The 21,618-nt window shown below is 62.1% G+C and carries 20 protein-coding genes; 11 read left to right on the top strand and 9 right to left on the bottom strand.

Features of this window, described 5'->3' with window-relative positions; translation table 11 throughout:
- Positions 1–18: 18 nt before the first annotated feature.
- The 3 genes from E7813_RS16300 (at position 19) to E7813_RS16290 (ending at position 2,300) form a co-directional block, all read left to right on the top strand.
- Positions 19–594 carry a glutathione peroxidase gene (locus tag E7813_RS16300; protein ID WP_291575547.1) on the top strand — a complete coding sequence of 192 codons (576 nt, stop codon included), beginning with the start codon at positions 19–21 and terminating at the stop codon, positions 592–594.
- A gap of 183 nt (positions 595–777) precedes the next feature.
- Positions 778–1,722, top strand: a complete 945-nt coding sequence (locus E7813_RS16295) for a polysaccharide deacetylase family protein (RefSeq protein ID WP_291575546.1) — start codon at positions 778–780, stop codon at positions 1,720–1,722.
- Between the two features lie 11 nt (positions 1,723–1,733).
- Complete coding sequence (locus tag E7813_RS16290; protein WP_291575586.1) at positions 1,734–2,300, top strand: dihydrofolate reductase; 567 nt, start codon at positions 1,734–1,736, stop codon at positions 2,298–2,300.
- Positions 2,301–2,303: 3 nt separating this feature from the next.
- Here E7813_RS16290 and E7813_RS16285 read toward each other — a convergent pair whose 3' ends face one another.
- From E7813_RS16285 to aspS, 3 genes are all read right to left on the bottom strand, one after another.
- Entirely contained in the window at positions 2,304–2,753 is a 450-nt protein-coding gene (locus tag E7813_RS16285) for a DoxX family membrane protein (RefSeq protein ID WP_291575544.1), read from the bottom strand.
- Between the two features lie 145 nt (positions 2,754–2,898).
- Positions 2,899–5,208, bottom strand: a complete 2,310-nt coding sequence (locus tag E7813_RS16280) for an NADP-dependent malic enzyme (protein ID WP_291575542.1) — start codon at positions 5,206–5,208, stop codon at positions 2,899–2,901.
- 62 nt (positions 5,209–5,270) lie between these two features.
- Positions 5,271–7,175 carry an aspartate--tRNA ligase gene (gene aspS, locus E7813_RS16275; protein ID WP_291575539.1) on the bottom strand — a complete coding sequence of 635 codons (1,905 nt, stop codon included), beginning with the start codon at positions 7,173–7,175 and terminating at the stop codon, positions 5,271–5,273.
- Between the two features lie 218 nt (positions 7,176–7,393).
- Between aspS and E7813_RS16270 the strand changes: the two genes are divergently transcribed.
- Together E7813_RS16270 and rnd are read left to right on the top strand one after the other, a co-directional pair.
- Positions 7,394–8,872: a protein adenylyltransferase SelO gene (locus tag E7813_RS16270; RefSeq protein WP_291575537.1), complete on the top strand. Its 1,479-nt coding sequence runs from the start codon at positions 7,394–7,396 to the stop codon at positions 8,870–8,872.
- Positions 8,873–9,285: 413 nt separating this feature from the next.
- Complete coding sequence (rnd, locus tag E7813_RS16265) at positions 9,286–10,434, top strand: ribonuclease D (RefSeq protein ID WP_291575536.1); 1,149 nt, start codon at positions 9,286–9,288, stop codon at positions 10,432–10,434.
- A 38-nt stretch (positions 10,435–10,472) separates the two neighbouring features.
- On the opposite strand, the gene E7813_RS16260 is transcribed toward rnd, so the two are convergent.
- Together E7813_RS16260 and E7813_RS16255 are read right to left on the bottom strand one after the other, a co-directional pair.
- Positions 10,473–10,682: a hypothetical protein gene (locus E7813_RS16260; RefSeq protein ID WP_291575584.1), complete on the bottom strand. Its 210-nt coding sequence runs from the start codon at positions 10,680–10,682 to the stop codon at positions 10,473–10,475.
- Positions 10,683–10,714: 32 nt separating this feature from the next.
- Positions 10,715–11,830 carry an autotransporter outer membrane beta-barrel domain-containing protein gene (locus tag E7813_RS16255; RefSeq protein WP_291575535.1) on the bottom strand — a complete coding sequence of 372 codons (1,116 nt, stop codon included), beginning with the start codon at positions 11,828–11,830 and terminating at the stop codon, positions 10,715–10,717.
- A gap of 357 nt (positions 11,831–12,187) precedes the next feature.
- Between E7813_RS16255 and E7813_RS16250 the strand changes: the two genes are divergently transcribed.
- Entirely contained in the window at positions 12,188–12,391 is a 204-nt protein-coding gene (locus E7813_RS16250; RefSeq protein ID WP_291575534.1) for a cold-shock protein, read from the top strand.
- A 68-nt stretch (positions 12,392–12,459) separates the two neighbouring features.
- On the opposite strand, the gene purN is transcribed toward E7813_RS16250, so the two are convergent.
- Positions 12,460–13,113, bottom strand: a complete 654-nt coding sequence (purN, locus tag E7813_RS16245; protein ID WP_291575533.1) for a phosphoribosylglycinamide formyltransferase — start codon at positions 13,111–13,113, stop codon at positions 12,460–12,462.
- An 8-nt stretch (positions 13,114–13,121) separates the two neighbouring features.
- The gene (purM, locus tag E7813_RS16240; RefSeq protein ID WP_291575531.1) at positions 13,122–14,195 is read right to left on the bottom strand and encodes a phosphoribosylformylglycinamidine cyclo-ligase; all 1,074 of its coding nucleotides are present in this window, start codon (positions 14,193–14,195) and stop codon (positions 13,122–13,124) included.
- A 156-nt stretch (positions 14,196–14,351) separates the two neighbouring features.
- On the opposite strand from purM, the gene E7813_RS16235 reads away from it, so the two are divergent.
- The 4 genes from E7813_RS16235 to ppx all read left to right on the top strand — a co-directional run bounded on the left by E7813_RS16235 (position 14,352) and on the right by ppx (position 19,473).
- Positions 14,352–14,894, top strand: coding sequence for a CDP-alcohol phosphatidyltransferase family protein (locus tag E7813_RS16235; protein WP_291575528.1), 543 nt, complete (start codon positions 14,352–14,354; stop codon positions 14,892–14,894).
- A 49-nt stretch (positions 14,895–14,943) separates the two neighbouring features.
- A complete protein-coding gene (locus E7813_RS16230; protein WP_291575526.1) occupies positions 14,944–15,621 on the top strand; it encodes a DnaA/Hda family protein in 678 nt (225 codons plus the stop codon).
- A gap of 138 nt (positions 15,622–15,759) precedes the next feature.
- Positions 15,760–17,958, top strand: a complete 2,199-nt coding sequence (locus E7813_RS16225; protein WP_291575524.1) for an RNA degradosome polyphosphate kinase — start codon at positions 15,760–15,762, stop codon at positions 17,956–17,958.
- Positions 17,959–17,970: 12 nt separating this feature from the next.
- Positions 17,971–19,473, top strand: coding sequence for an exopolyphosphatase (gene ppx, locus E7813_RS16220; protein WP_291575523.1), 1,503 nt, complete (start codon positions 17,971–17,973; stop codon positions 19,471–19,473).
- Positions 19,474–19,660: 187 nt separating this feature from the next.
- On the opposite strand, the gene E7813_RS16215 is transcribed toward ppx, so the two are convergent.
- Positions 19,661–20,512, bottom strand: coding sequence for a TerC family protein (locus E7813_RS16215; protein WP_291575522.1), 852 nt, complete (start codon positions 20,510–20,512; stop codon positions 19,661–19,663).
- 72 nt (positions 20,513–20,584) lie between these two features.
- Positions 20,585–21,007: a nucleoside-diphosphate kinase gene (ndk, locus tag E7813_RS16210; protein ID WP_291575521.1), complete on the bottom strand. Its 423-nt coding sequence runs from the start codon at positions 21,005–21,007 to the stop codon at positions 20,585–20,587.
- Positions 21,008–21,291: 284 nt separating this feature from the next.
- Here ndk and E7813_RS16205 point away from each other — a divergent pair, with 284 nt between their 5' ends.
- Positions 21,292–21,549, top strand: a complete 258-nt coding sequence (locus E7813_RS16205) for a sulfur globule protein precursor (RefSeq protein ID WP_291575519.1) — start codon at positions 21,292–21,294, stop codon at positions 21,547–21,549.
- Positions 21,550–21,618: the final 69 nt, after the last annotated feature.

Below are 21,618 nucleotides of genomic sequence, written 5' to 3'. Positions count from 1 at the left end.
TCGCTCCGGGGGATGGCCGTGATCGACCGCAGGACCGTCATGACCGCAGCGCTGGCCGCGATCGCGGCTCCAGCCCCGATACGGAGGGTCCTGGCGCAAGTGGCTATGAGCCGGATCACCGCCTATGCGTTCTCGTTCCCGGCGCTGGTCGGCGGCGATATCCGGCTCGCCGATTTCGCCGGACATCCGCTGATGGTCGTCAACACAGCATCGCTGTGCGGCTACACGCCGCAATATGGCGGATTGCAGGAGCTATGGACCGGGTTTCATGATCGAGGGTTCGTCATCGTCGGCGTTCCCTCGAATGATTTCGGCGGACAGGAACCGGGCGGTTCGGCGGAAATCGCCAACACCGCGCAACACCAATATGGCGTTACCTTTCCGATCGCAGCAAAAACCGTCGTGAAAGGCCCTGATGCACATCCGTTCTACCGATGGGCGGCCGAAGCACGACCGAACGATGTTCCTCATTGGAACTTCCACAAATATCTGATCGGCCGCGAGGGCTATATCGCCGACGTGTTCCCCGAAACCGTCGAACCGACGGATACCCGAATAAAAACCGCTATCGCGCGAGCGCTCGCGGATTCCTGACGCGCCCCCGGCCTGTTGGCCCGTGGAATTAACCGAACCGGCCGGCAAATCGGTTCAAAGTAATAAAGCCGTTGCCGTGGCGGCACAGGTTTGACTACGCTATTATGCATCGAGGTGGAAAAACGGCTCGGGCCATGGCAGAAAAGCCAGGATCGGACACGGGATCAGTGTAAGGGAAACAAGATGCGTATTGCGGCAGGTTTGATCTTTGCAAGTGCGGTTTCGCTGTGTGTGTCGGGTGCGGCCTGGGCCCAGATCCCGGCTCCCGCGGTAGCGGCAGCCCCGCAAGTGGCGCCGCAGGCGGCGCCCGTCCCGGCAGCTGCTGCCCCGACAAGAGCTCCCTGCACCAATCCCGGTGCCCTTGGCGTGGCTCGTACCGTGGAAATCGACACTACCGGCGGTCCCGGCTTCGGCTTCGAGCACTTCAAGGAACTGGACTTTCTCAAGGACAAGGAGGTCGTGCTGACTTTCGATGACGGTCCATGGCCGGGCAATACGCCGGCGGTCCTCAAGGCGCTGGCGGATGAATGCACCACCGGCATCTTCTTCGAAATAGGCAAGCACGCGACCTACTATCCTGAAATCGCCAAGCAGGTTTATGCAGCCGGTCATACCATCGGCACGCACACCTGGTCGCATGCAACGCTGGTCAACAAGAAGCTCAGCGAAGACCAGCGCAAGGAAGAGATCGAGAAAGGTATCAGCGCTGTGAAGTGGGCGCTGGGCGGGGTTTCGCCGGCGCCGTTCTTCCGCTTCCCTGCGCTACAACATCCGCCTGAAATGGTCACCTATCTCGGCGAGCGCAACATCGCGATGTTCTCATGCGATATCGATTCCTTCGACTTCAAGTACCACGAGCCGAAGAAGGTCATGAACCTCATCTTCAAGGGGCTGGAGAAGAAGGGCAAGGGCATCATCCTGATGCACGACTTCCACAAGGAGACCGCGGCGCTTCTGCCCGACATCCTGAAGCGGTTGAAGACTGAAGGGTATAAGGTCGTGGCCATGCGGGCTAAGGCGCCAGTGAAGAGCCTGCCGCAATACGACGAAGAGTTGATGAAGGACGTCAAGCTGCCGACGCTGAGCCAGCGTCCGGTGTCGAGCGTTGTCACCGACGTGTCGCAGTAAGCCGCGCCAGCCTGCCCAGCGTGGCGGGATTGCGCATCGAAGGCTATGTCATCGTGTCGGCGGACGGCATGCTGGCGAACGCCGATCGGGTGATGCCGGATGAACTGAAATTCGAGGGCGACAAGCAATTCTTCAGCGCCGCCCTCGATCGCGCCGACCTGATCGTGCATGGGCGGAATTCCCATGAGGATCAGCCGAACTCACCGAAGCGAAGGCGCCTCATCCTCACGTCGAAAATACCTGCGCTCGCACCCGAACCATCCAATCCCAACGCCACCCTCTGGAATCCGGCCGGCGCCTCATTCGAAGCGGCCTGTGCCCGCGCCGGCGTGAGTTCCGGCATGGTCGCGATCATCGGCGGACCCGACGTATTCGCAATGTTCATGGATCGCTACGACACATTCTGGCTGTCGCAGGCACCGCTGGTGCGGATACCCGATGGTACGCCGTGCTTCCCCGGCGTACCTCGCCATTCACCGCAGGATGTTCTCGCCGCCCACGGCCTGAAGGCCGGCGATACACAAATCCTGGATGCCGCCGCTGGTGTCATCGTCACCCCGTGGCGGCGCAGCGGTTAGCAACTAGACATCGCCATAGGTGGCGTCCTCCGTCCGCGCACTCCGTCCCTGTCCCGCGATCATGAACAGTGCGCCGACGATCGACAGATTCTTCAAGGTGTGGACCAGGTTGTTCCTGGCGTCGGCACCGGTCTGGTTCCAGAAGTCGTGAAAGTAGAAGGTCGTGACGGCGACGAACAGGATCAGCAGGATCGCAAAAAAGCGCGCGCCGAAATTCAACGCGATCATGACGCCGCAGATCAGTTGAAGCGAGCCGCCCGCAATTGCCAGCATCTGCGGCATCGCCATGCCGGTGATGCCTTCGAGCTGTGCGGTGTAGGTTGCCAGTGCTGCCGGTAAAACGATTTTTTCCGTCATTTGCGCCGTCGCCGCCAAATCCAGAAGCTGGGCCGCCCCCGAAAAGATAAACAGCACGGCGAACACAATTCGCCCGAAAGTAACAAACGCTGGCATGGTCGGCCTCACTGGAATGCTGCAAGTGCGGGGTCGCTATTCGGCGGAGCGATTATGAGCGTTCCGCTACAGGTTTTCAAACGGTCAATCGATCGCCGCCGCTCCCGGCCGGACTCGATTTTCACGGTCCCACCCGAATTGGGCCTCACCCAAATAACGTCGGTTGCTGACGTCCGGCGCGCTCCTGGGCTTCGACCGCGGCCACGGCCGTCATGTTGAGAACGCCGCGCGCGGTCACCGACGGCGTAAGAATATGCGCCGGGCGCGAGGGGCCGACCAGGATCGGCCCGACCGGCAACGCATCGGCCAGCGACTTGATCATCTGGTAGGCGACGTTGGCGGTATCGAGATTGGGCATGATCAGGATATTGGCGACGCCCTCCAGCTTCGAATGCGGCAGGATCAGCGCCCGCGCGGCTTCCGACAACGCGGTATCGCCCTGCATTTCGCCGTCCGCCTCGATTTCCGGATGGTTCTGCTTCAACAAAGCGGTGGCCCGGCGCATTTTGATCGAGGAATCGGTGTCGTAACTGCCAAAATCCGAATGCGAAACGAACGCGATTTTGGGCTTGATATTGAAGCGCTGAACATGGATCGCCGCCAGCGCCGCCATTTCCGCCAGTTCCTCGGCGCTGGGGTTGGGCCTTACCTGGGTGTCGGCGATGAAATAGGCGCCCTTGCTGGTGATCATCAGCGCCAGGGCCGCAAAATCGCTCACACCCGGCAGAAAGCCGATGATCTCGCGCACATGGCGCAAATGGCTCCGGTAGCTGCCCTCGACGCCGCAGATCATGGCATCGGCCTCGCCGCGGACCACCGCGAGCGCGGCGATGACGGTGGCATTGGTGCGCACCACCGTGCGGGCGGCATCGGGCGTGACGCCGTGCCGGCCGGCGACGTCGATATAGGATTGCACGTAGGACCGGTAGCGCGGGTCGTCCTCGGGATTGATGAGATCGAAATCCTGGCCGGCCTTGATGGCAAGGCCGAACCGCTTGATCCGCGCCTCGACCACCGAGGGGCGGCCAACCAGGATCGGCCGCGCCAGCTTTTCCTCCAGCACCACCTGGGTCGCATGCAGCACCCGTTCGTCCTCGCCTTCGGCATAGATCACCCGGACCGGCTGGGTCTTGGCCTTGGCGAATACCGGCTTCATGACCAAACCGGAGCGGAACGCGAAGCGCTCGAGCTGCGCGGCATAGTCCTCGAAGTTGGCAATCGGGCGAGAGGCGACGCCCGAGGCCATCGCCGCCCTGGCCACCGCCGGCGCGATGCGCAGGATCAGCCGCGGGTCGAATGGGCTTGGGATCAGCGAGCCCGGGCCGAATCCTTGCACTTCGCCGCTGTCGAAACCGGGCGCGATCGCGTCCACCGGCGGATCACGCGCCAGCTGCGCGATCGCTTCCACTGCGGCGTGCTTCATGTCCTCATTGATCGCGGTGGCGCCACAATCGAGCGCGCCGCGAAAGATGAACGGAAAGCACAGGACGTTGTTGACCTGGTTGGGAAAATCGGAGCGGCCGGTGCAGATCATGGCGTCGGGACGTGCCTTGCGGGCTTCATCCGGCATGATTTCCGGCGTCGGGTTGGCCAGCGCCATCACCAACGGCTTGTCGGCCATCGCCTTGACCATGTCTGGGGTCAGTACATTGGGGGCCGACAACCCCAGGAAAATATCGGCGCCGCCGATCACCTCCGCCAGCACGCGCTTGTCGGTCTTCTGCGCATAGACCGACTTCCAGCGGTCCATCAGCGTGTTGCGACCCTCATGCACCACGCCGTCGATATCGCAGACCCAGATATTCTTGCGCTGAGCGCCGAGCGACACCAGAAGATTGAGACAGGCGATCGCCGCGGCACCCGCGCCTGAGGCGACGATCTTGACGTCAGCGAGTTTCTTGCCGTTGAGCAGCAGCGCATTGGTGATGGCGGCGCCGACGATGATGGCGGTGCCGTGCTGGTCATCGTGGAATACCGGGATCTTCATCCGCGCCTTGAGTTGCGCCTCGATCTCGAAGCACTCCGGACCCTTGATATCCTCCAGGTTGATGCCGCCGAAGGTCGGCTCAAGTGCTGCCACCGTCTCGACCACCCGTTCGATGGTGTCGGCCGCGATTTCGATGTCGAATACATCGATGCCGGCAAACTTCTTGAACAGAACGGCCTTGCCTTCCATCACCGGTTTCGACGCCAGCGGGCCGATATTGCCAAGGCCGAGCACGGCGGTTCCGTTGGAGACCACCGCGACCAGGTTGGCGCGGATCGTCAGCGAGGCCGCTTCCGCGGGGTTGGCCGATATCGCCATGCAGGCCGCCGCCACGCCCGGCGAATAAGCCAGCGCCAAGTCGCGCTGGTTGGCGAGCGGCTTGATCGCCTGAATCTCGAGCTTACCCGGCTGCGGCAGCCGGTGGTAAGCCAGCGCCGCGGAATGGAGATCTTCAGAATAGGATGCCATGCATTTCCCCCGAGGCTCCCCTAGCCCCGAACTTCAGGCTTCGGTGACCGGTCCATAATGGATTAATTTGACGGCAGATTGAGCCGGATGTGAAGCTCGCGCAACTGCTTCGGCGTGACGTCCGAGGGCGCCCCCATCAGCAGGTCTTCGGCGCGCTGGTTCATCGGAAACAGCACCACCTCGCGCAGATTTTCCTCGCCGCACAACAGCATCACGATCCGGTCGATACCGGGCGCTATGCCGCCATGCGGCGGGGCGCCGAGCGAAAGCGCGCGCAGCATGCCGCCGAATTTCGCCTCCAGCACGTCCTCCGGATAGCCCGCGATGCCGAACGCCTTCTTCATCACGTCGGGACGATGATTGCGGATCGCGCCAGATGACAATTCGATTCCGTTGCAGACGATATCGTACTGGATCGCCTTGATATTCTGAATCGTCTCGGCGTCGTTCGGATCGAGCGCGAGAAACGCATCCGGCTCCATGTTGGGCATCGAGAACGGGTTATGCGAGAAGTCGATCTTCTTGTCTTCCTCGTTCCACTCGAACATCGGAAAATCGACGATCCAGCAAAACTCGAAGCGATCCTTCGCGATAAGGTTGAGGTCCTCGCCGATCTTGGTGCGCGCGCTGCCGGCGAACCTATAAATATCCTTCGGCTGGCCAGCGACAAAAAAGCACGCATCACCTACGCCGAGACCCAGTCGCTCGCGCAGAATTTTTGTCCGTTCTCTACCTAAATTATTCGCGACCGGTCCTCTTCCAACGATCTCATTGCTGTACTTGCCGACGCTCTTCGCCCATTCGATCATTTCTGGGTCCGTCGAAGTTAGCTTTTTTCCTGCCGGTGACCCTGTAAGGTCTGTTCCTTCGGGGATTCCTTCTTCTTGAAAAAGAACCCAAGCCATCCCGGGCTGGCCCTCGCCTTGAGCCCATGAATTCATGCGGTCGCAAAAGGCACGAGATCCTCCATTGGAGGCCGGAATTCCCCAAACGACGGAGCCGGGCTGTGTCTCTAGAATTCGTGCAAAGATCGTAAACCCACCACCACGGAAATGATCAGAGACGTCCTCCATCTCAATCGGATTGCGCAAGTCTGGCTTGTCGGTCCCGTACCTCCTGATGGACTCCGCATAGGGAATCAGCGGGAATTTCGCCGTCACCGGCTTACCGCCGGCGAATTCCTCGAACACACCGCGCATCACCGGCTCGACCGCGTCGAACACGTCGGCCTGCGTCACGAAACTCATCTCGACGTCGAGTTGATAAAACTCACCGGGCGAACGGTCGGCGCGCGCGTCCTCGTCGCGAAAGCACGGTGCGATCTGGAAGTAGCGGTCGAAGCCAGCAATCATCGTCAGTTGCTTGAACTGCTGCGGCGCCTGCGGCAGCGCGTAGAACTTGCCCGGATGCAGCCGCGACGGCACCAGGAAGTCGCGCGCGCCCTCCGGCGAGGAAGCCGTCAGGATCGGGGTCTGGAACTCGAAGAAGCCCTGTTGCTTCATCCGCTTGCGGATCGAATCGATGATCTGCCCGCGCTTGATGATGTTGTGGTGCAACCGCTCGCGGCGAAGGTCGAGGAAACGGTACTTAAGCCTGATGTCTTCAGGATATTCCTGCTCGCCGAACACCGGCATCGGCAACTCGTCGGCAGCACCCAGCACCTCGATCTCGCTGACGTAAATCTCGATCGCGCCTGTCGGCAATTCCGGATTGTCGGTGCCGGCAGGACGGCGACGGACCTTGCCGTCGATCCGCACCACCCATTCCGAGCGCAATCTTTCCGCAGCCTTGAAGGCCGCGGAATCCGGGTCGACCACGCATTGCGTAAGCCCGTAGTGGTCGCGCAGGTCGATGAACAGCAGTCCGCCATGGTCGCGGATGCGATGGCACCAGCCCGACAGACGAACCGTCTGGTCGATATCGCTGTCGCGGAGCGCGCCGCAGGTATGGGACCGGTAACGATGCATGGATTTCCCAAAAGCAGATGTCGGAGGATCGAATCGGGGGACCGGAGCCAGCCCCGAAGAGGTTGAGGGTTTACCCGAGGCTTTCAGGCGCGGCAACCGACCGCATCCTCGGAAAATGACGGCAAAGCCGGAAAAGTGACGGAAAAACAACGCAGCTATCGAACCCGCGCTCTCACGAGGCGATTGTCTAATTCCACTCCATGCCTATGTTGAAGGTCATGACGGTCCATTTTCCCTTCCAGAACACCTACTCGGCGCTACCGGACAATTTCTTCGCGCGGGTGGCGCCGACGCCGGTGGCTTCGCCGCGGCTGGTCAAGCTGAACCGGCCGTTGGCGATCCATCTCGGCCTCGATCCCGACAGGCTCAGTAGCCCCGAGGGAACCGAGATTCTGGCTGGGAAACGTATCCCGGATGGAGCCGACCCGATTGCAATGGCCTATGCCGGCCACCAGTTCGGTCATTTCGTTCCGCAACTCGGCGACGGCCGCGCCATCCTGCTGGGCGAGGTGATCGACGCCGACGGGGTCCGCCGCGACATTCAACTCAAGGGATCGGGTCCGACCCCGTTTTCGCGCCGGGGCGACGGCCGTGCGGCGCTCGGTCCGGTGCTGCGCGAATACATCGTCAGCGAGGCGATGGCCGCGCTTGGCATTCCCACCACGAGATCGCTCGCAGCGGTCGTGACCGGCGAGAGCGTCATGCGCGAGACGCTGCTGCCGGGTGCGGTCCTCACCCGCGTCGCCTCCAGCCATATTCGGGTCGGAACGTTCCAGTATTTCGCGGCGCGCAGTGACGCCGAAGGCGTGCGGCGTCTGGCGGATCACGTCATCGCACGGCACTATCCGCAGGCAGCAGGGGCCGACCGCCCCTATCATGCGCTGCTTGAAGGCGTCGTCGCACGCCAGGCCGAGCTGGTTGCGCGCTGGCTGCTGGTCGGCTTCATTCACGGCGTCATGAACACCGACAACACCTCGATATCGGGCGAGACCATCGATTACGGTCCCTGCGCTTTCATGGACCAATACGACCCGGCGACGGTGTTCTCCTCGATCGACGAACAAGGCCGCTACGCCTACGCCAACCAGCCGCGGATCGCGCTCTGGAACCTGACGCGCTTCGCCGAATGCCTGCTGCCATTGCTCTCCGACGATCAGGAAAAGGCCATAGCCGAAGCGCAGGCAGCACTCGGCGAGTTCGCCGGGAAGTTCGACACCGCCTATCAGGCAGGGCTGCGAAGCAAGCTTGGGCTGTTTGGGGCGCGCGACGGCGACGATGCGCTTGCGCAAGACCTGCTGGACGCGATGGCCAAAAACCAGGCCGACTTCACCCTGACCTTTCGGCGATTGAGCGATGCGGCGCTCGACCCCGCCCTTGACGTCAGCGTCCGGCAATTGTTCGCCGACCCCGCCGCTTACGACGAATGGGCGGTCCGCTGGCGGCAACGGACCGGCGACGAACCGCAAGATCCCGCTGCGCGGCGAGACGCGATGCAATCGGTCAATCCCGCATTCATTCCCCGCAATCACCGGGTCGAGGCGGCGATCGAAGCTGCGGTAAACCGGGACGACTTCGCACCATTCGAAGGGCTTCTGACGGTACTGTCCAAGCCGTATGAGGATCAGCCGGCATTCGCATCCTATGCCGACCCGCCCGAACCGGATCAGCGCGTGTTCCAGACGTTTTGCGGAACGTGAATTATTAACCGTCGATCAGACTATTGCCGGAGCGCTCGCCGCCCCGCCCCCCGAAATTAAGAAACGGTCAATCCCTTCCTTACAAGTCTACGGGTTTGGTGGGGGGAATTGCCGTGTTTGACGCATTGGTATTCGAATTTATGGGATTGGCGATGGTGGCGCTGTGCGTAATCGTGCTCGCGCTTCCTTCGCGGCGGCGGCCTGTTCGGCAGCACGCGCGCGATTATTGACCGGTCTCATTTCCGGACGAGGGGGTGGCCGGCTGATCCCAACCGCGGTCCGGGGCCATCTGGCGGCGGCAGTTTTGCGAAAAGTCGCCACCGGCTAAGATTCAAGGCTCGAATTCGTGGCAAGACCCTTGACATATCAGCGCTTTCGGCAGAACGCCGTCTCACAAGCGTGATGGACTATTCATGGATCTGATTACGAGCACTTCCGAGCTAGCCGCTGTTTGCGCCCGCCTCGCCAAGCACCCGGTCATCACCGTCGATACGGAATTCCTGCGCGAGACCACCTACTACCCGCTGCTCTGCGTGGTCCAGATGGCCAGCGCCGAGGAAGCCGTCGTGATCGATACGCTGGCTCAAGGCATCGACCTCAAGCCGTTCTTTGCGCTGATGGCCGACGAGAAGGTGCTGAAGGTGTTCCATGCCGCTCGTCAGGATATCGAAATCGTCTGGCATCAGGCCGGGATCGTCCCCCACCCGATCTTCGACACCCAGGTGGCGGCCATGGTGCTCGGCTATGGCGATTCCATCGCCTACGATCAGTTGGTCGAGCGCATTGCCGGCCATCGGCCGGACAAAACCCACCGCTTCACCGATTGGTCGCGCCGGCCGCTGACCGCCGACCAGATGCATTATGCGGTCTCCGACGTCACCCATTTGCGCGACGTGTTCACCGCACTGGATGCCGACCTGAAGAAACGCGGCCGCAGCGACTGGGTGAGCGAGGAGATGGAAGTTCTGACCTCGCCCAAGACCTACGATTTTCACCCCGAGCGCGCCTGGGAGCGGCTGAAGACCCGGATCCGCAAGCCGAAGGAGCTCGCGGTATTGATGGAAGTCGCGGCATGGCGCGAACAGGAGGCGCAGAGCCGCGACGTTCCGCGCAGCCGCGTGCTGAAGGATGACGCCGTCGGCGACATCGCTACCCATGCGCCGACCAGCCTGGAGCGGCTGGCTAATTTGCGCTCGCTGCCGAAGGGCTTCGACAGGTCGAAATGGGGCGCCGATATCGTGGCGGCGGTGCAGCGCGGCCTCGCACGCGACCTCTCCACTTTACCGAAAATCGAAAAGCCGCGCGGCAATTCCAACGGTGCGGCGATCGTCGAGCTTTTGAAAGTTCTGCTGCGGATGACGTCGGAGCGCCACGCGGTCGCCAGCAAGGTGATCGCAACCGTGGACGATCTGGAACAGATCGCGGCTGACGATAACGCGGATGTACCCGCATTGCATGGCTGGCGCCGCGAACTGTTCGGCGAAGCGGCGCTGGCGCTGAAACATGGCCGGCTGGCGCTCGCCATCGAAAAGGGCCGCGTTATCCGGGTCGATCGAAACTGAAATTCTGTCGCTTCGTGGCCGCCTCAAGAGCCGCACTATCAGTCTGCGTCGTCCTCGCTGTCGTCAGCCGCCGCCTTCGCCGCTTCCGTTACTTCCACCAGGGCCATGGATAGAATATAAGCGCTGGTAGGTAGCTTTAGCTCGCGAACCTTTTCGATCGCCGCTGAGAGGGTAGTCGCCAGTTCATTGAGATCTTCCTCGCGGGATAGCCGCCAACCCGTTCGAGGGTACCAAGCACCTGCTGTGATCGATCGCACAGCGCGCGGCGCCGATCCGCTGCCTACCACTTGAATTCGACGCCGACGGTTCCCTGGTGCGACTGCATCGCGGCGCGCAGCTTGGCGTCATAGTTGATATAGACCCGCGCGGTATTGCTCAGGCTGAGCGAGGCGGACGCCCCGGCATCCGCACCATACCGGCTTTCGCCGATGCCCTGCACGGTGATGCTCTGGGGGCCGAGGCTGACGGTGGTCGAACTGAAGTCCTGTTCGACATTGTCGACGAACTTGCCGTAGGCGGACAGATCGAAAATCTTCCGGTCGAAAATCCAGTAGTGCCCGATCTCTGCGCCGATCAGGATCCGCGCGCGCTCCGCCGTCGAACCGGTCGCCGTGATCGGGTCGATCCCGCCGAACTCCTGAAACGATCCGGTCGTAGCGCGGACATATTCGAACGCGGCCTTCGGCACGATGCGGCTCTGGTCGCTGGTCCAGTAATAGCTGAGTTCTGTCAGCGCCCCGTCGATCTGGGCGTCGTAGCCGGCCATGGCAAAGCCAAATCCGGTGTCCCGGCTCGAATTGATTTTTCCAAAGCCGTGGACCAGCGCGGCGGCCCATGTCCACGGTCCCTTGTCCACCGAGGCGTTGACGCCGATCTGCGTCAGATCGAGCGAGGCTGACTGAAACGCCAGGGGGACGTCGATGCCCGTATGACTCTGGTCGACCGAAACGCCGACGTTGACGCCGGGCGCCAGACGCGCGCCGAAACCGGCGACACCACCCCAGGTTTGACGGTGATCGCCGAAGAACGGGCCCTGCGCGCCGGTGGTGGCCGAGATTCCGTAAGCTTCCCCCCAGGTCCGGAAACGCGGCTCATCGGTGGCTTCGGAGGCGCCACCGCCGCCCGGATTACGCCGCAGCGCATTGCCAAAACCGCTTGTCGCCTGGTTTCCCAGGCGCTCCAGGAAACTGCTGCCGAGGTTCGCAACGGTGCTGCCGGCCGAAATATCGGAATTGATTTCCGTCGGCACCGGCGTTGCGTATGGCGCCGGAAGCTGTGCCCGGGCGGGCGACGGCGCGACGATGACGCCCAAGGCAACGACCAGCGCCAACACCAGGCAAAACTTGGCGCCGAACCGGGTATCATCTGCTCGCGATAGCCGCGACGGATCGCGCATGACTGCAAATTCCCGGAAAAAACGACGCCAACAAAATGCCAGATCCCATCAACCGTTTGATTTGCGCTGACTTGCGGCGGAGCGTCAATCGGCAGCAACCGGCTGCGGACCGCGATTGCCAAGCATTGTTGTTCTGCGGCCACAGGCACAACTCGCTGGCCCGAGGCTTGCCGCCGCTGGCCCGAGGCTTGCTAACGTACAAATTTCGTGTTGCAATATCCGGCACAATCGGATTTAGGCCGTTCGACTGTGCGTTTCGCGACTAGGAGATTCAACAGACATCCGGAAGCCCGCTTGTGGCGTGGCACGCAACAAGCGTGGCCGCGTCTTTTTTATGACTAGACCAGGAGACAGGCGATGCACAAAGGCACCGTCAAGTGGTTCAACCCGACCAAGGGTTATGGGTTCATCAAGCCGATGGCCGGCGATAAGGACGTGTTCGTCCATATCTCGGCGGTCGAGCGCGCCGGGCTCACAACCCTCAATGAAAATCAGGTTGTCGAATACGACCTTGTGGAAAATCGCGGCAAGAGCTCCGCGGAAAACCTGAAGGTCTCCTAAACGTCGTCACGATCCGCGCGAGCAATCATGATGCGCCCCCGGCCTCGCCGGGGGATTTTATTTTCTACCTAGCTCGCGTCAGGCGAAATCAGAAGGGCGTCGGCAGCGGGACCTGCCATCGTTCTGCAGACACCACCCTCCAGACGGGTTCGGCCGCTGGCGACCAGCCGCAAGGCATCCGGGTAGATGCGGTGTTCGACGCCGAGGATCCGCCCGGCCAGGCTATCCGGCGTGTCGTCGTCGCGGACCGCGACCGCGCCCTGCATCACGATCGGGCCGGCGTCGGTTTCCGGGATAACGAAATGGACGGTTGCGCCGGAAATCTTCACGCCGGCGCGCAGCGCTTGGCCGTGGGGATCGAGACCGGAAAACGACGGCAGCAACGAGGGATGAATGTTGAGCATCCGGCCGTACCAGCGCTGCACGAATTCGGCGGTGAACAATCGCATGAAACCACCGAGACAGATCAGATCGACCTTGTTCCGGTCCAGCACCGATTGCAAAGCCGCCTCGAAGGCGGCGCGATCCGCGCCATAGGGTTTGCTTTCGATGGTGACGGCAGGAATGCCGCTTTGCCTGGCTTTCGCAAGGCCGCCGGCGTCGGCTTTGTTGGAAATCACCACGACTATCTCAGCCGGAAAATCCGCGGCCTTTGCCGCCTCGGTCAGCGCGGACATGTTCGATCCGCGTCCGGAAATCAGGATTGCGACGCGACGCTTCATGGCCTCATTCACCATGCCAGATCGAGATGACCATTATAGACCACACGGTGTTCGCCCGCCGCCGGGATCACCTCGCCGAGAAGGACAACGCCCTCGCCGCTCTCGACGAGAATGTCGGTAACCTCGTCGATCGCGTCCTGTTTCACGATGGCGATCATGCCGATGCCGCAGTTGAAGGTGCGCAGCAGTTCGAGTTCGGCGATGCCGCCCTGCTCTGCCAGCCATTTGAACACCGGCAAGACCGGAAGGCGCGCAAGGTCGATGCCGACGCCGAGGTGCTTCGGCAGCACCCGGGGAATATTGTCGGTGAAACCGCCGCCGGTGATATGGGCCAGGCCCTTGACCGCACCGGTCTCGCGGACCGCACGCAGGCAAGACCTGACATAAAGCCGCGTCGGGGTCAGCAGCGCACCACCCAGCGTCATCACCGGTGAAAACGGCGCCGGCGCCTCGAAGCCTACGCCCGAAGTCTCGACGATCTTGCGAACCAGCGAAAAGCCGTTGGAGTGCACGCCCGACGAAGCCAGACCGATCACCGCGTCGCCCGCCGCGATATCGGGACGCGGCAGCAGCGTGCCGCGTTCGGCAGCACCGACCGCGAAGCCTGCCAGGTCGTAATCGCCGTCCCTGTAAAGGCCGGGCATCTCGGCGGTTTCGCCGCCGATCAGCGCACAGCCGGATTCACGGCAGCCTTCGGCCACCCCTGCGACGATGGCGGCGGCGGCCTCCGGATCGAGTTTTCCGCAGGCAAAATAGTCCAGAAAGAACAGCGGTTCGGCGCCCTGCACCACCAGGTCGTTGACCGACATCGCGACCAGATCGATCCCGATGCTGCCATGCAGGCCGGTCTCGATGGCAATCTTGACCTTGGTACCGACGCCATCGGTGGCCGCGACCAGGACCGCGTCCTTGAAACCCGCCGCCTTCAGATCGAACAAGCCGCCAAACCCGCCGATTTCGGCGTCGGCCCCGGCGCGGGCGGTGGCGAGAACCATCGGTTTGATGAGATCGACCAGCCGATTGCCCGCATCGATATCGACGCCCGAATCCGCGTAAGTGAGCCCGTTCTTGCGGTCGATCATGCCCAATTCCAGATGATGGCGGCTGGTTACGTCGGAATCCGCCGATGCGCAATGGCTCGCAACAGGGCCGCGCATATACTATGTAGACAGGAACCGGTTCGGGCTGCAAAGGGCCGGATCTTTCGCGAAATCAGGCCGGTAGCCGGGAAGCGCCGCGTGAGTATTCCGAACATCATTACCCTCGGCCGCATCCTGCTAGTGCCGTTCATCGTGTGGGCGATCGCCTCCAGCCAGATGGAGATCGCATTTGCGATCTTTATCATTGCCGGCGTCAGCGACGCGGTCGACGGCTTTCTCGCCAAGCGCTTCAACATGGCCAGCGAACTGGGCGCGCTGCTCGATCCCCTCGCCGACAAGGCATTGCTGGTCTCGATCTATGTGGCGCTTGGTATCTGGGGCGCGGTGCCGCGCTGGATCGTTATCCTGGTGGTCTCCCGCGACATCATGATCGTCGCCGCCGTGATTGTGTCATGGTTGTTCGGCAAACCAATCCCGATGAAGCCGTTGATGGTATCGAAACTCAATACGGTGGCCCAGGTGGCATTCGCGGCGTTGGTGCTGGCAGCCCTCGGCTTCGGCTTCAAGTCGACGCCGTACGACCTGATCCTGATGGGTTTTGTGACGGTCTTTACTTTGGTTTCCGTGTCGCTCTATCTCGTCGAGTGGGTGCGCCATATGAGCACCATCGAAGCAGGCTAGGTTAACCAGAGACCATCATGCGCCGGGCTATCCCGGCATGGAGACTTGCGTGGCCGGCCGCGTCCAACCCCGTCAGCTTGCGTTTGCGCTGCCGCACGCAGAAAGCCTCACCCGCGACGATTTTCTCGAAGGACCTGCCAATGAGGCGGGGCTGGCGCTGATCGATAGCTGGCCCGACTGGCCGAACCGGATTATGTTGCTGGTCGGACCGGAAGGCTCCGGCAAGAGCCACCTTGCCGCCATCTGGGCCGAACAGGCCGGCGCTCGTTCGACATCGGCGCATGTGCTGACCGCAGCCTCGGTGCCTGGCGCATTGGCGACCGGGGCGCTGGTGGTCGAAGACTTGAAATCATCCGACTTCGATGAACGCGCGCTGTTTCACCTGATGAATCTGGCGCGGGAGGACCAGGCGTTTGTTCTGATCACCGCCCGCACGCCGCCGTCGGCTTTTGTCATCGAGCTGCGCGACCTGCGGTCGCGTCTGCGCGCCGTGCCTGTCGTGTCGCTGCTGTCGCCGGACGATCAGTTGTTTCGCGCGCTGATCGTCAAATTTTGTGCCGACCGTCAACTGGCCGTCGACGAAACCGTGGTGAGCTATCTCACGACCCGGATCGAGCGGTCCTACGCCGCCGCGCGGCAGGCGGTCGAGCTTTTGGACGCCGAAGCCCTGCGGCTGGGCCGGCCGGTGACTAGGGCGCTGGCGGCCGAATTGCTGCGGAATACCTGATCCAGGGGCACATCCACACCTTGACGGCGGATGCGCCGGGAACGTCAATGTCTTTGAAACGTCATCGCTGTAACCGATGCTTTGGCCGGCATCGTCCGCGGTCGCGTTACCACCTGCTCGGGGATGGACCAGAACTTTATGGAATCCGCACAAGTTATTGTAATAAAAGAAAAAGAAGCAGATTCCGAGACCCGTCCAGCGATGGGCGCCAGCCCGGAACGCTTCATCAACCGCGAATTATCCTGGCTGCACTTCAATCGCCGGGTGCTGGAGGAGTCGGTCAATCCCAGCCACCCCGCGCTTGAACGGGTGCGATTTCTGTCGATTTCCGCCAATAACCTTGATGAATTCTTCATGGTCCGCGTCGCCGGCATCAAGGCCCAGGTCCGCGAGGGCATCACCGAGCGTAGTCCCGACGGTTTGACCCCGTCGGAGCAACTCGTCCTGATCAACGAAACGGTTTCAAAGCTTGCCAACGACCAGCAGTCCATCTGGCGCGATCTGCGCGGCACGCTGGCCGAAGTCGGCATCGTTCTCGTCGATGGCCGCGACGTAACCAAGGCCGAGCGGACCTGGATCGAGGATCACTTCCTCCATAATATTTTCCCGCTGCTGACACCGCTGGCAATCGACCCGGCGCATCCGTTTCCATTCATCCCGAGCCTCGGATTTACCGTAGCGCTGCATCTGGCACGGGTTTCCGACGGCAAGCCGATGAATGCGCTCATTCGCATGCCCGGCAAGATCGATCGCTTCATCCGCATGTCCGCGAGCAAGGATGGCGCGGTACGGCTGATTACGCTGGAGCAAGCCACCGGCCTGTTCATCGGCCGCTTGTTTCCCGGTTATGTCGTCAAGGGTCAAGGCGCGTTCCGCATCATCAGGGATTCCGAACTCGAAATCGAGGAAGAGGCGGAGGACCTGGTCCGCCTGTTCGAAACCGCGCTGAAACGGCGGCGGCGTGGATCGGTGATCCGGCTCGAGATCGAGGCCAAGATGCCGGAAGAACTGCGGGCTTTCGTTCAGCGGGCTTTATCCACCGCCGACGACGAGGTTTTGCTGGTCGACGGCGTGCTGGCGATGAACGAGCTGTCGCAACTGACCCGGCTCGACCGGCCCGACCTCGAATTCGTGCCTTATGTGCCGCGTCATCCCGAGCGCGTGCGCGATCATGGCGGCGATATCTTTGCCGCGATCCGGCAGAAGGATTTGATCGTCCATCACCCCTATGAATCGTTCGACGTCGTGGTGCAGTTCCTGCAACAGGCCGCCCGCGACCCCGACGTCGTCGCCATCAAGCAGACACTCTATCGTACCTCGAACAACTCCCCCATCGTGCGGGCGCTCGCGGAGGCCGCGGAAGCCGGAAAATCCGTGACCGCGCTGGTCGAACTCAAGGCCCGGTTCGACGAGGAAGCCAATATCCGCTGGGCCCGCGACCTCGAACGCGCCGGCGTGCAGGTGGTGTACGGATTCATCGAGCTGAAAACCCACGCCAAGCTGTCGCTGATCGTGCGTCGCGAGGGCGGCAGTCTGACGACCTACGTCCATACCGGCACCGGGAACTATCATCCGGTGACGGCGCGAATCTATACGGACCTATCCTACTTCACATCCGATCCCATCATCGGACGCGACGCCGCGCGCGTCTTCAACTACATCACCGGCTATGCCGAGCCGAGCGACATCGAGAAGATGGCGGTATCCCCCCTGACGTTGCGCAAGCGCATCCTCGAACATATTCACGGCGAGACCAGCCATGCGCGTCACGGCAAGCCGGGCGCGATCTGGATGAAGATGAACTCGCTGGTCGATCCCGACATCATCGACGCCCTCTATGAGGCGTCGCAGGCCGGGGTCGCGATCGAGCTCGTGGTGCGCGGAATTTGCTGCCTGCGGCCGGGCATATCGGGACTTTCGGAGAATATTCGCGTCAAGTCGATCATCGGCCGTTTCCTCGAACATGGCCGAATCTATTGCTTCGGGATGGGACAAGGCCTGCCCGGCGCAAAAGCTGCTGTGTATATCTCGTCCGCCGACATGATGCCGCGCAACCTCGACCGGCGTGTCGAAATCCTCTGTCCGCTGCAAAATCCCACGGTGCATCAGCAGGTTCTCGAGCAGATCATGGTCGCCAACCTCAAGGATACCGAGCAAAGCTGGCGGTTGTTGCCGGATGGATCGTCAACGCGTATGAAGGCCGCGAAAGGCGAAGAGCCCTTCAATCTGCATAATTATTTCATGACGAATCCGAGTCTGTCTGGCCGTGGAAAGTCGCTTAAGGAATCTTCGCCGCGCCGCCTCACGCGCCGTAACGAACGTCAGCAATCTTCATAAGGGGTACAAACGGTGAAGCGGCCGCGCAAGCGCGCATCCAGCGTCGCGGTCATCGACATCGGCTCGAATTCGGTGCGTCTCGTCGTCTATGAATCGATGACACGCAGCCTTGTCTCTATCTTCAACGAGAAAACGCTTTGCGGTCTCGGGCGGGAGGTTCAGAGCACCGGCCTGTTGGCGCCGGATGCCGTCGCCAAGGCCCTGACGTCGCTGCGGCGTTTTCGCGCGCTATGCCGGGTGATGAAGGTCGGCCGCGTGTACGCGGTCGCCACCGCCGCCTGCCGCGACGCCAGCAACGGCCCCGATTTCATCGCCAAGGCGGAACGCATCTGTGGCGTCGGCATCGAAATCCTGTCGGGTCCGCGCGAAGCAAGATTGTCCGCGCTGGGGGTTGTTTCCGGCATCCACAACCCGGACGGCATCGTCGGCGATCTCGGCGGCGGTTCGCTGGAACTGATCGACGTGCGCGGCAACCGCGTTCGCCACGGCGTGACACTCCCGCTCGGGAGCCTGGCGCTGCAGGATATGTCGCATAAATCGCTGAAACGCGCCGAACGCATCGTCAAGACCGATTTGTCCGGTATCGCGCCGCTCAAGGCGGGCCGCGGCCGAACCTTTTATGCGGTCGGAGGCACCTGGAGGGCGCTGGCGCGCATCCACATCATCCAGAGCGGTTATCCGCTGCGAGTGATGCACGACTATTCGATACCGGCGCCGGACGCGCTCGATTTCGTGCGGCGCCTGCGTCGTCTGGCGTCCGCAAATATGCTGGCCAATATCGAAGTCGTGGCCGACGCAAGACGGCCGCTCCTGACCTATGCGGCGCTGGTCCTCGAATACATCATTCGGGTCGCCAAGCCGAAGACCATCGTGTTTTCGACCTTTGGGGTTCGCGAAGGTCTGCTCTATGGGATGCTGCCGCAGGCCGAGCGCGCCAAGGACGGGTTGATCTGCGCCGCACAAGCCCTCAACGAATTATTGTCGCGATCCGCGCGCCACGCCGAGGAATTGATCGGATGGACCGACCGCTTTGTCCGGGTCGTCAAGCTGCGCGAAACCGAGGAGGAACGCCGCCTGCGCCATGCGGCTTGCCTGCTGTCGGACATCGGATGGCGGGTGCATCCCGACTATCGCGGCGAGCAGACGCTCAATCTCATCACCAATGGAAATTTCGGCTCGATCAGCCACCAAGGCAAGGCCTTTGTCGCGCTGTCTGTGTTCTACCGCTATGCGGGCCTGAGCGAAGAAAACGAACCGCCGGCGCTGATTCGGGAACTGGTGCCGCCGGCGATGGACGAGCGGGCGCGCGTGCTCGGCGCGGCATTTCGCGTCGCCCACCTGATCTCGGCGGCGCGGCCGGGCGTGTTGCCGGCAACCCATTTTCGAAGCCAGGGCCGCAAGCTGTTGCTGGTGTTCGAGCACAGGATGGTCGATCTCGTCGCCGATCGCGTCGGCAGCCGCTTCAAGCAATTGGCAAGGCTGGTCGGCCGCTCCGGATCGATCATGCGGCGCTAGGATCTCAGCGCCCCATTTCCACCCGGTATGGCATCGAAGCTTCCTGCCCGACCGTTGCCGCATAGCTTTCGATCGGTTGCGGCCGACCGATCAGATAGCCTTGCACTTCGTCGCAGCGCTCCCGCCTGAGGAATTCCAGCTGGTCTGCGGTCTCGACCCCTTCCTCGCGCCACCGCTGGTCGATCCGCTAAACTGTCTCGCTTGCGGCAACGTCCGCGGAATGTCCGGCGCGTCGGAGCTTGCGCCGTCGCCAGATTGATCCCGCCACCAATACGATGGTTGCGCCAAGCACCGAGCAGATGGTCTCGACGAGATCGCCGTCGAGACTGACATGCGGCGACACGTCGAAAACCGCCGAGTTCGCGTCGAGATGGAGTGCGATCTGGCCGTCGAGCAGCCGGTGCAGGATGGGTTGCACGGCTGGATCGGTCACGATCACATCGCCCGCGATCCAGCCCAGCAAGGTTGCGCCCAGCCAGACCAGAATTGGAAACCGGTCGAGCACCATCATGATCAATGCCGCTCCGGCGACAATCATGGGGATGCTGATGGCAAGGCCGAGGATCAACAGCGAAAGCTGACCGTTCGCGGCAGCCGCCACCGCAATGACGTTGTCCAGACTCATGACGATATCGGCGATCACGACAATCCGCACCGCGTGCCAAAGACTGGTGCCCGCGGTAACGTCGTCGCCTTGATCTTCCGGCACCAGAAGCCTGGCGGCGACGACCAGAAGCGCCAATCCGCCAACCAGCTTCAGGTAAGGCAGCACCATCAAGGTCGCGACGACCCCGGTGAATGCGATCAACAGGATCACCGCGATGCCGGCGCCGATCACCATGCCCCACAGCCGTTGACCGGGCCGCAGGCCACGGCACGCCATCGCGATTACCAGCGCGTTGTCGCCCGATAACAGGACGTTGATCCAGATGATCTTGCCGACCGCCAGCCAGAACGCCGGCGTGTGCACGTCGGTTTGAAGCTGCGAAAACAGGGCGCTGATATTTGCGGGATCAAAGACCTGCGATAGAAAATTCACAGCCTACCCCTTTGGCGCGGGCGCGCGCCTGCGCAAGCCATTGCCGGCCGGTTGCGCGGCAACGTCGGTCGCTCAGCCGACGATTTCGTTGCCCGAGAAAAACTGGGCGATCTCGAGCGCGGCGGTCTCGGCGGCGTCGGAGCCGTGCACCGAGTTTTCACCGATCGACCTTGCATGCAGCTTGCGGATCGTGCCCTCGGCCGCCTTCGACGGATCGGTGGCGCCCATGACGTCGCGATACTTGAGGACGGCGTTTTCACCCTCAAGGACCTGAACCACGACCGGCGCCGAAATCATGAAATCCACCAGTTCGCCGAAAAAAGGCCGCGCCTTGTGGACGGCGTAGAAGGTCTCGGCCTGTTTGCGCGTCATGTGAATGCGTTTTTGGGCAACGATCCGAAGTCCGGCCTTCTCAATCAGCGCGTTGATCGCGCCGGTCAGATTACGCTCGGTCGCGTCGGGCTTGATGATCGAAAAGGTGCGTTCAATCGCCATGATTTCGTCCTTGAAAAGCGCTGATGGGAGTTGCCGCGCTTATATCGACGCCGCCGGAGAACGGCAAGCGATCTGGCGGAATGCGCAGGCTCACCCGCGCCGGCAACCGCAGCCTGAAATTACAACAATTTCACGAAGGTGAACCCACTCTGAAACGAACGTCCCGGTTTCATTCAGGTTCTCAGGCTTAGGATTTGCTCGATCGAACGCCTCGAAAAGCCGGGAGCGTTCGGGACGGCATTTTCACCGATGGCGCCGCTCGCGCCGAACCTGAGGAGACGACCATGTTACGCAAACTCTCGCTTGTTGCAGTTGCCGCGGCTGCGCTCGGTGTGGCCGCCTTGGCGCCGACTTCCGCCTCCGCCTTTGGCGGCCACGGTTGGCACGGTGGCTGGCGCGGCGGCGGCTGGGGATGGGGTGGTCCCCGTTTCTATGTCGGAGGCCCGGCCTATTATGGCTATGGCTACGGCGGCTGCTACGCGCGGCGACTGGTCCCGACACCGTGGGGACCCCGCTGGCGCCTGATTAATCGCTGCTATTGATCTTCCCGACCCGTCGTTGAAGGCCCCAGCCGGTCGCGGCCGGGGCCTTTTGCACGATTCCGGCCGGAT

This window comes from Bradyrhizobium sp. (assembly GCF_004799405.1).
Classification (GTDB): Bacteria; Pseudomonadota; Alphaproteobacteria; order Rhizobiales; family Xanthobacteraceae; genus Bradyrhizobium.
Note: the sequence above shows the minus strand (reverse complement) of the source record. Positions and strands in the feature narration are given on the sequence as shown.

Excerpts from the sequence above, each read along its gene's own strand:
- E7813_RS16280 (WP_291575542.1), bottom strand. The coding sequence starts at position 5,208 with ATGGCATCCTATTCTGAAGATCTCCATTCCGCGGCGCTGGCTTACCAC.
- E7813_RS16225 (WP_291575524.1), top strand. The coding sequence starts at position 15,760 with ATGGAATCCGCACAAGTTATTGTAATAAAAGAAAAAGAAGCAGATTCC.
- purM (WP_291575531.1), bottom strand. The coding sequence starts at position 14,195 with ATGATCGACCGCAAGAACGGGCTCACTTACGCGGATTCGGGCGTCGAT.
- aspS (WP_291575539.1), bottom strand. The coding sequence starts at position 7,175 with ATGCATCGTTACCGGTCCCATACCTGCGGCGCGCTCCGCGACAGCGAT.
- purN (WP_291575533.1), bottom strand. The coding sequence starts at position 13,113 with ATGAAGCGTCGCGTCGCAATCCTGATTTCCGGACGCGGATCGAACATG.
- E7813_RS16270 (WP_291575537.1), top strand. The coding sequence starts at position 7,394 with ATGACGGTCCATTTTCCCTTCCAGAACACCTACTCGGCGCTACCGGAC.
- E7813_RS16205 (WP_291575519.1), top strand. The coding sequence starts at position 21,292 with ATGTTACGCAAACTCTCGCTTGTTGCAGTTGCCGCGGCTGCGCTCGGT.
- E7813_RS16285 (WP_291575544.1), bottom strand. The coding sequence starts at position 2,753 with ATGCCAGCGTTTGTTACTTTCGGGCGAATTGTGTTCGCCGTGCTGTTT.
- rnd (WP_291575536.1), top strand. The coding sequence starts at position 9,286 with ATGGATCTGATTACGAGCACTTCCGAGCTAGCCGCTGTTTGCGCCCGC.
- E7813_RS16250 (WP_291575534.1), top strand. The coding sequence starts at position 12,188 with ATGCACAAAGGCACCGTCAAGTGGTTCAACCCGACCAAGGGTTATGGG.
- E7813_RS16295 (WP_291575546.1), top strand. The coding sequence starts at position 778 with ATGCGTATTGCGGCAGGTTTGATCTTTGCAAGTGCGGTTTCGCTGTGT.
- E7813_RS16255 (WP_291575535.1), bottom strand. The coding sequence starts at position 11,830 with ATGCGCGATCCGTCGCGGCTATCGCGAGCAGATGATACCCGGTTCGGC.
- ndk (WP_291575521.1), bottom strand. The coding sequence starts at position 21,007 with ATGGCGATTGAACGCACCTTTTCGATCATCAAGCCCGACGCGACCGAG.